Origin of the sequence: Polaribacter sp., from assembly GCF_965656025.1 — a bacterium.
Taxonomy (GTDB): Bacteria; Bacteroidota; Bacteroidia; order Flavobacteriales; family Flavobacteriaceae; genus Polaribacter.
In genome coordinates, this window is record NZ_CBFHJT010000019.1 from 19,231 (window position 1) to 28,292 (window position 9,062).

General features: G+C 31.1%; 8 protein-coding genes. 5 read left to right on the forward strand and 3 right to left on the reverse strand.

Translation table 11 applies throughout. The features are described 5' to 3' along the window. Window positions 1–65 precede the first annotated feature (65 nt). Window positions 66–794 carry an energy transducer TonB gene (locus ACTG3S_RS05365; protein WP_439128340.1) on the forward strand — a complete coding sequence of 243 codons (729 nt, stop codon included), beginning with the start codon at window positions 66–68 and terminating at the stop codon, window positions 792–794. Between the two features lie 35 nt (window positions 795–829). On the opposite strand, the gene glmS is transcribed toward ACTG3S_RS05365, so the two are convergent. From glmS to ACTG3S_RS05380, 3 genes are read right to left on the reverse strand one after another with little or no spacing between them, the layout of a single operon-like run. Further along, window positions 830–2,686: a glutamine--fructose-6-phosphate transaminase (isomerizing) gene (gene glmS / locus ACTG3S_RS05370; protein ID WP_439128341.1), complete on the reverse strand. Its 1,857-nt coding sequence runs from the start codon at window positions 2,684–2,686 to the stop codon at window positions 830–832. Window positions 2,687–2,739: 53 nt separating this feature from the next. Next, entirely contained in the window at window positions 2,740–4,338 is a 1,599-nt protein-coding gene (locus ACTG3S_RS05375) for a DUF4270 family protein (protein WP_439128342.1), read from the reverse strand. A 10-nt stretch (window positions 4,339–4,348) separates the two neighbouring features. Continuing rightward, on the reverse strand, window positions 4,349–5,158 hold the full coding sequence (locus ACTG3S_RS05380) for a glycogen/starch synthase (RefSeq protein ID WP_439128343.1): 810 nt from the start codon (window positions 5,156–5,158) through the stop codon (window positions 4,349–4,351). A gap of 97 nt (window positions 5,159–5,255) precedes the next feature. On the opposite strand from ACTG3S_RS05380, the gene panC reads away from it, so the two are divergent. The 4 genes from panC (at window position 5,256) to radA (ending at window position 9,035) form a co-directional block, all read left to right on the forward strand. Continuing rightward, the gene (gene panC, locus ACTG3S_RS05385; RefSeq protein WP_439128344.1) at window positions 5,256–6,104 is read left to right on the forward strand and encodes a pantoate--beta-alanine ligase; all 849 of its coding nucleotides are present in this window, start codon (window positions 5,256–5,258) and stop codon (window positions 6,102–6,104) included. Window positions 6,105–6,131: 27 nt separating this feature from the next. Continuing rightward, entirely contained in the window at window positions 6,132–6,482 is a 351-nt protein-coding gene (gene panD, locus ACTG3S_RS05390) for an aspartate 1-decarboxylase (RefSeq protein WP_159950221.1), read from the forward strand. 44 nt (window positions 6,483–6,526) lie between these two features. Further along, the gene (locus ACTG3S_RS05395; RefSeq protein WP_439128363.1) at window positions 6,527–7,429 is read left to right on the forward strand and encodes a lysylphosphatidylglycerol synthase transmembrane domain-containing protein; all 903 of its coding nucleotides are present in this window, start codon (window positions 6,527–6,529) and stop codon (window positions 7,427–7,429) included. 244 nt (window positions 7,430–7,673) lie between these two features. Next, a complete protein-coding gene (gene radA, locus ACTG3S_RS05400; protein WP_439128345.1) occupies window positions 7,674–9,035 on the forward strand; it encodes a DNA repair protein RadA in 1,362 nt (453 codons plus the stop codon). Window positions 9,036–9,062: the final 27 nt, after the last annotated feature.

Sequence of the window (9,062 nt, forward strand, 5' to 3'; positions counted from 1 at the left end):
ATAAAGATATTGACAAGACTATTTTTAAATAGTTTAATTTTTTTAGAAACTATAAAACGTATATCATGCAAATTAAAAAAAACCCAAAGTTTCAGATGGAGAACTTTAGCAAGATTTTTTTCGAGCTAGGTTTGGTACTTACACTCTTTATTATTTACAGTTTGGTAGAGCATAAAACTTATGATAATAACGATCTACAAAGTTTAGGAGAGTTTACCATGACAGAAGACATGAAGGAAGACATCCCTATTGTACAAATTAAAACTGCACCTCCACCAAAACAATCACCACCAGTTGTAGAAAAAATAAAGATTGTAGAAGACGAGTTAAAAGTAGAAGAAACTGTTATTGAATCTACCGAAACTGATGAAACTGATGCTGTAGTTGTAGAAATTAGAGACATTGTAGAAATTGAAGAAACTGAAGAGATTGAAGAGGACATTCCTTTTATAATGATAGAAAGTGTACCTGTTTATCCTGGTTGTAAAGGAAACAATAAGCAATTAAGAGATTGTTTTACAAAGAAAATAACAAAGTTTTTTGGTAAAAATTTTGACCCTAACATATCTCAAGAATTAGGACTAACAAGTGGTAAAAAACGTTTATATGTTGTGTTTAGGATAGATAAAAAAGGAAACGTTGTAGATGTAAAAGCAAGAGCACCACATCCTGTTTTAGAAACCAAAGTAAAACAAATTATAAGTTCTTTACCAAAAATGACTCCAGGTAAACAAAGAGAAAAACCAGTAGCTGTTAGTTACAGTTTACCCATTACTTTTTTAGTTCAAGAATAAATAAAAAACCAGCTTTTAAGCTGGTTTTTTATTTATTATTCTACGGTAACTGATTTCGCTAAATTTCTAGGTTGATCTACGTTTTTACCTAACATTACAGCTATATGATAAGATAACAACTGTAAAGGTATTGTGGTTAACAGCGGGGTTAGAGCTTCTTCTGTTTCTGGTATTTCTATTACATGATCTGCAATTTCTTTAACTTGGGTATCTCCTTCAGTAACAATAGCAATAATTTTACCTGCTCTAGATTTTATTTCTTGTATGTTACTTACCACTTTTTCATAATGTCCTTTATTTGTAGCAATTACAAATATTGGCATGTTTTCATCTATTAGAGCAATAGGCCCATGTTTCATTTCTGCAGCAGGATAACCTTCTGCATGTATGTAAGAAATTTCTTTTAATTTCAAGGCTCCTTCTAAAGCTACTGGAAAATTAAATCCTCTACCTAAATATAAACAGTTTTTTGCATTTTTATATACTGAAGCAATTTCTTTTACTTTATCATCTATACTTAAAAGTGCTTCTATTTTTTTAGGAACTAACTGCATTTTTTGCAAATACATTCTAAAAGCAGAATCAGATAAAGTACCTTTTGACTTTGCTAATTTTAAAGAAATTAACGACAAAACAGTAATTTGAGTCGTAAATGCTTTGGTAGATGCAACACCAATTTCTGGCCCTGCATGTGTATAAGCACCTGCATGCGTTTCTCTTGCTATAGACGAACCAACAACATTACAAATTCCGAAAACAAATGCGCCTTTAGACTTTGCTAATTTAATAGCAGCTAAAGTGTCTGCAGTTTCTCCTGATTGAGAAATTGCAATTACAACATCTTTAGGTGTAATAATTGGGTTTCTGTATCTAAATTCTGATGCGTATTCTACTTCTACAGGTATACGCGCCATATCTTCTATAAGATACTCTCCAACCAAGCCTGCATGCCAAGAAGTACCACAAGCTATAACTATAATTCTATCTGCATTTAAAAACTTCTGAAGATGGTCATCAATACCAGACATTTTAATAATGCCTTCTTCTGGCAACATTCTTCCTCTGTAAGTATCTACAATTGCTTTTGGTTGCTCATGAATTTCTTTCAACATAAAGTGGTCATAACCACCTTTTTCTATTTGCTCTAAACTAATTTGTAGTTCTTGTATTTTTGCATCTACTAAAGTGTCGTCTTTTATTTTTCTAACCTTAATACCTTTATCTAATTTGATAATGGCCATTTCTTCATCTTCTAAATAAATAGCTTCTTTGGTAAACTCTATAAATGGTGATGCATCAGAGGCTACAAAAAATTCCTTATTATTTTCTCCAACACCAATTGCAATAGGACTTCCTAATCTTGCAACAACTAATTCGTTTGGTTTTGTTTTATCAAAAACAGCAATTGCATAAGCACCTATTACGTTGTTTAAAGCTAGCTGAACTGCTTGCCCTAATTTACATTTTTCTTGTTTTTTTACTTCTTCTATTAAATTTACAAGTACCTCTGTATCTGTGTCACTTTTAAATGTATATCCTCTAGATATTAATTCTTTTTTTAACGTATCGTAATTTTCAATAATCCCATTGTGTACAATTACCAAATCATTAGATTCAGAAAAATGAGGATGAGAATTTACATCATTTGGTACTCCATGTGTTGCCCAGCGTGTATGGCCCATTCCAATTTTACCTACCTTTCTTTCTTCTTCTTTATTTGTGATAACCTCTAAGTCAGAAACTTTTCCTTTAGTTTTAGATAAATGTATATCACTTCCATCATACATCATTATCCCAGCACTATCATACCCTCTATATTCAAGTCTTTTTAACCCATTAATAACAATTGGGTATGCATCTCTAAAACCTATGTAACCTGTAATTCCACACATATTAGTTCTTTTTAAAGTTTTGGTTAATTAATTATGATTGATGGTTTTTTTAATTATTGTTCTGTGTAAGAAATTTTTAATTTGGCTCTTCTTGTTTCTCCATTCGCAGCTTTGTCTCCATTTAAAATAGACACTGCTTTTGGATTCCAACTATAGTTTCTATAAATCGTATCGTTTATCTGTGTATCTGAGGTATTAAAAACTCTAAGTCTTAAAGGAGGGTTGTAAGTAGTTTCTCCACTTAATAAATCTGATACATAGTCAGTTATTCTAAAGTTATATCGATCTATCGTTCCGTTTTCTCTTACTAAATCACCACCAAAAAATGGAGTTTCTGTTAAAACATCTTTAATATGGCTTTGTACTGGATTTCCATTACTATCCATACCTCTTTTATATAAATACAGTCTGCTTGGTGCTGCAGTTGTATCTATGTCTTTATTTACATAAAAGGTTAATGATGCATCATTTACTAACCAGTTTTTATTTTTTAATTCGTTTAACTGAGTAGTGTTTAAAATTTCTACACTTGCTTCTGAACCTGCAGCTCCTTGCAATCTAACTTCGTTAGTTACAGGATAGGTTCTGTTGGTCATATTAAATTTATTATTTGCTATACCACCTAATTGAAAAGTATGATTTACTTTTATTACAGTATCTATTTCTGTACTGTTCGCTTTAAAGTATGTATTTGTATAATAAACTTCTATTGATGATGTAGATGCTTGTACATTTGAGTTTCTTAAATTAAAAGAGATTAAAGCGCCTCCTTTTTCTCCAGAAGCATGGTTTTTTTCTTTCGCCTCTATTTTTATACCTCTAAAATAATCATTAAATGATTGTTGAGACTCAAAATTGGGAGAATCGTAATTATCTACAAATATTTGTTTAGCAAAACTCTTTTTTAAAGGAATAATTGCCATAGGTAAAGGTAACTCAGAATTTGCTCCAGAAGTGTATTTTATAGTATCTGTATCAAACAACTCTCCTATACTATTTCTTCTTTTTATAACAACTGCAGTATCGTTTGGAGATGGAGTAAAATCCATATCAGCAACCTCTGTTAAAGTTGTAGATTTTAAAGCATAATCTGCATCAGAGAGAAATACATTGGTTTTTGTAGGATCAGCAGGATTTAACCGGTTTAAATAAGTTTCTAATTCGTAAACATTTAAAGTAAATGGCAACTCTTTATTACCTACAATAGAATCTAATGTATACACAGGTCTATCTGTATTAGACTCTAAAGTTGCATAATAAGGCAACCTTAAAAAAGCTGTGTCTATAGAGGTCTCAAAGCTTAAATTATCTGGGTTGCTATAGGTTGATACCTCTAAGCTAGTGTTAATTAAAACTTGTGAAATGATAGAAGCTTCTATATTTTCAAAATCATCGTTAATATAAGTACCTAACAAATATTGCCCTTGAAAACCAAAAAATGGCGATGACGTTAATGCCAAACCATCTGCTCTAACATTCTCTATAGTTGCGTTAGAAACTACAACATCTAATATGGTATCTTTGGTAAGAAATTTTGTATTACTTACTACTCCGCTTTTAATATCTGTAAAGTCTTCTTCGCAAGAAATAACAACAGATAAAACAAATACTAATACACCTAAATAGGCGCTTTTTCTAAGAATTTTTTTCACTATAAACCAATTAATTTTCCGACACTAAGTCAGCATAAAAATTTAAATAATTTTCTTTTAGATTTTCTTCTTGAAACCCTAAAACAGGTATTTCTTTTTCTTCTACAAAAGAAGTTAGTTCTTCAGAAACATCTTCACTACCATAAATAATTGCATCAGAATTTTCTATGGCACTTTTTAATATATTAGTATGGTTAGGTATTTTTATTGTTGATATTTTTTCTGTTTCATTTAAATCGAACTTAACTTTATCTGCCAAGGCTTCATTTAAATTCCCTTCAAAACCTTTATTATATATAGAAGTTACTATTTTACTTTCTGTAAAAAGAGGCTCTTCATTATAAAATTCTTTTAAATAAAGTGGAAGTAATGATGCCATCCAGCCATGAACATGAATGATATCTGGTGCCCAATTTAATTTTTTAACAGTTTCTATAACGCCTTTTGCAAAGAAAATTGCACGTTCATCATTATCTTCAAAAAGAGTATCGTCTTCATCTGTAAAAACGGCTTTTCTTTTAAAATATTCTTCGTTGTCAATAAAATAAACTTGCATTCTTTCTTTTGGTATAGAAGCCACTTTTATAATCAATGGCATATCCATATCATTTACAACAAGGTTCATTCCAGATAAACGAATCACTTCATGTAACTGATGTCTTCTTTCATTAATAACACCAAAACGTGGCATAAAAATTCTGGTTTGTACTCCTTTAGAATGTGCATTTTTTGCTGCATTAAATGCAGTTGACGATAGTTCTGTTTCTGGTAAGTAAGGCACTACTTCAGACGAAACAAATAGTATTCTCTTGTCCTTCATTAAATCAAACTCTTTTGTGAGATTTGCAAAAATACAAATTAATATGCAAATATCGTGTTAAAATGGTAAGTTTGCACACATTTTCAACAACTTAAAGATGCATATTTTTTCCACAAAGAAAGACTTAATAAACTGTATTTTAACGCATAAAGCCAACAATAGATCTATTGGCTTTGTACCAACAATGGGTGCTTTACACAAGGGGCATTTGTCTTTAATATCTACTGCAAAAAAGAAAAATGATATTGTTGTGGTAAGTATTTTTGTAAATCCGACGCAATTTGATAATGTAGAAGATTTAAAAAAATACCCAAAAACATTAGAAAAAGATATTAAATTGTTAAAAACTGTTTCTTGCGATATTGTTTTTACGCCTTCCGTAGAAGAAATTTATGCAGAAAATATTGTTTCAGAAACATTTAGTTTTGATGGTTTAGAAAACCAAATGGAAGGAAAATTTAGAGATGGCCATTTTAATGGTGTGGCAACTATAGTTAAAACTTTTTTTGAAATTGTACAACCAAATAAGGCTTATTTTGGTCAAAAAGATTTTCAGCAATTACAAATCATAAAAAAAATGGTGAAAAAAAATAGGCTTCCTGTAAAAATAAAAGGTTGCCCTATTTATAGAGACGAAGATGGTTTGGCAATGAGTTCTAGAAATATTCGTATGTCTAAAGAACAAAGAGAAGTGGCACCCTTTATTTACAAAACTTTAAAAAAAGTAAAGAAAAAATTTGGCACAAAAAATGTAACTGAAATTAATGAATGGGTAAAAGATCAGTTTAAAAAACAACCTTTATTGGAGTTAGAGTACTTTACCATTGCTGAAGAAAAAACACTAGAAACAGCAGAAATAAAAGAATCTGGCAAAAAATATCGCGCTTTTATTGCGGTATTTGCAGGAAAAATTAGATTGATAGATAACATTCGTTTAAAAAAATAGTAATCAAAAAATCCCTATTTTTGCAGCATGTTAGTACAAGTAGTAAAATCTAAAATCCACCGTGTAAAAGTTACAGGTGCAGATTTAAATTATATAGGAAGCATTACCATAGATGAAGATTTAATGGATGCAGCCAACATTATAGAAGGAGAACGCGTTCAAATTGTAAACAACAATAATGGCGAACGTTTAGAAACTTATGCAATTCCAGGACCAAGAGGAAGTGGAGAAATTACATTGAATGGTGCAGCAGCAAGAAGAGTTGCTGTTGGCGATGTTTTAATTTTAATTGTGTACGGTTTTATGGATTTTGAAGAAGCCAAAACCTTTAAACCATCATTAGTTTTTCCTAACGAAAAAGACAATACACTTACTTAATTTTGAATATCAAAAAAATTTTAAAAATAACTTTACCTCTCTTGTTGGGAGGTTTTTTAGTTTGGTATTCTCTTTCAGACATTTCAGTAGAAACACTTGGTACATACTTTAAAAAAGCCAAGTATAGCTGGATATTCCTTGGCCTTTTCTTTGGTGTTTTAAGTCACTTATCTAGAGCTTACAGGTGGTTATTTGTTTTAGAACCCATGGGCTACAAACCTAAATTTCTAAACAGTGTTATGGCAGTTTTAATTGGGTATCTAGTTAACTTTGCTGTACCAAGAGCAGGAGAAGTTTCTAGAGCTGGAGTAATGACAAATTACGAGAAAATTCCATTCGAAAAAGGATTTGGAACCATTGTAGCAGAGCGTATTGCAGATTTAATAATGATGTTTCTCGTTATTATTGTTGCACTCTTTATAGAATTTGACTTTATATATAATCTTGTTTTTAAAAATTTTGACCCATTAAAATTAGCAATTGCTCTTACACTTTTAATAATTGGTTTTATTGTTTTTACAAAATATGTAAAAAAAGCATCATCTGGATTTTTACTTAAAATTAAAAACTTTTTTACAGGCTTATTAGAGGGTGTTACCAGTATTTTTAGAATGAAAAAAAAATGGGCTTTTATTTTTCATACGGTTTTTATTTGGGTAATGTACGTTTGCATGTTTTGGGCAACAATACCTGCTATAGAAGGTTTAGAAGTACCTTTTGGAGGTATTTTAATTGGCTTTATTGCTGGTGGCTTAAGTATTGCAGCAACTAATGGAGGTATTGGCCTTTACCCTATTGCTGTGGCTGGTGCTTTTGCTTTGTTTAAGGTTTCTGCAGAACCAGCAACTGCTTTTGGTTGGATTATGTGGACTACGCAAACAGCAATGATGGTTGTTTTTGGCGGGTTATCTTTCTTGTTTTTACCAATCTACAATAGAATAAAATAGTCTTTGGGCGTTCCCTAAAGGTCGCGCTTTCATTACTCGCTTTTTTTAGTTTTGTTCTCAATACAAATTTGTTCATTCTTCACAAATTCACTCGAACTGACAACTAAAAAAGAGCTCAAACATGCCATTCAATCGCTAACGCAACTGTTTGCTAACTTCTAGAAAAACCGAATATTTATTTTAAAGTCTAGTTTAAATATTACTTTGTAACTTTGGTCCTTTCAAACTTTTCAACTCAATATAAATGGCTAAAACCAAAACAACTTTTTTCTGTCAAAATTGTGGCACACAACATGCCAAATGGGTTGGGCAATGTGGTGCTTGTAAAGAATGGAATACCATTGTAGAAGAAGTTATTCAGAAAGAAGAAAAACGTGTTTGGAAACAAGCTACTACTGCAAAACAAACCATAAATAAACCTTTAAAAATTACAGATATTGTTCTAAATCCTGAAGAGCGAGTTGTAACCAATAACAACGAATTAGATACAGTTTTAGGGGGTGGTTTGGTAAAAGGTTCTGTAACACTTTTAGGAGGTGAACCTGGTATTGGAAAATCAACATTATTATTACAGGTTGCTTTAAATATTAGCCAAAAAGTATTGTATGTTTCAGGCGAAGAAAGTCAATCTCAAATAAAAATGCGTGCAGAAAGGTTAGAGGGAATTAATTCTAATTGCTTAATTCTTACAGAAACCAATACACAGCAAATTTTTAAAAATATAGAAGAAACTGAACCAGAAGTTTTGGTCATAGACTCTATACAAACTTTACATACAAATTCTATTGAAGCTTCTCCTGGTAACATTTCTCAAATTCGTGAAACGGCTGCAGAATTGATAAAATTTGCCAAAGAAACTGCAACGCCTGTTTTATTAATTGGTCACATAAACAAAGAAGGAAACATTGCTGGCCCTAAAATTTTAGAGCACATGGTAGATGTGGTTTTACAATTTGAAGGAGATAGAAATCATACTTATAGAATTTTAAGAAGTCAGAAAAACAGATTTGGTTCTACATCAGAATTAGGGATTTATGAAATGCTTTCCAACGGATTGAGAGAAATATCCAATCCATCAGAAATTTTAATTTCTAAAAAAGATGCCGATTTAAGTGGAACTGCAATTGCATCTACCTTAGAAGGAGTTAGACCTTTAATGATAGAAATACAAGCATTGGTTTCTACTGCAGTTTACGGAACTCCACAACGTTCTACCACAGGTTACAATCTAAAAAGACTGAATATGTTATTGGCTGTTTTAGAAAAACGAGCAGGTTTTAAATTGGGGGCAAAAGATGTGTTTTTAAATATTACAGGAGGCATTAATGTAGATGATCCTGCCATTGATTTGGCAGTGGTTGCAGCCATTTTATCATCTAACCAAGATATTGCCATTAACCCAAATGTTTGTTTTGCTGCAGAAGTTGGTTTGGCAGGAGAAATTAGACCCGTTTCTAAAATAGATCAACGTATTATAGAAGCAGAAAAATTAGGTTACAGAAGTTTTGTAGCTTCTAAATACAATAAAATTTCTTCGAAAAATCACTCTATAAAATTGATTTTAGTAGGTAAAATCGAAGAAGCTTTTGCTACGCTGTTTGCATAAAATTATTTAATATGACTTTTTTTAATA

Bases quoted from the DNA above. Each gene is read 5' to 3' on its own strand.
- panD (WP_159950221.1), top strand. From the start codon at position 6,132: ATGTTAGTACAAGTAGTAAAATCTAAAATCCACCGTGTAAAAGTTACA.
- glmS (WP_439128341.1), bottom strand. From the start codon at position 2,686: ATGTGTGGAATTACAGGTTACATAGGTTTTAGAGATGCATACCCAATT.
- panC (WP_439128344.1), top strand. From the start codon at position 5,256: ATGCATATTTTTTCCACAAAGAAAGACTTAATAAACTGTATTTTAACG.
- ACTG3S_RS05380 (WP_439128343.1), bottom strand. From the start codon at position 5,158: ATGAAGGACAAGAGAATACTATTTGTTTCGTCTGAAGTAGTGCCTTAC.
- radA (WP_439128345.1), top strand. From the start codon at position 7,674: ATGGCTAAAACCAAAACAACTTTTTTCTGTCAAAATTGTGGCACACAA.
- ACTG3S_RS05365 (WP_439128340.1), top strand. From the start codon at position 66: ATGCAAATTAAAAAAAACCCAAAGTTTCAGATGGAGAACTTTAGCAAG.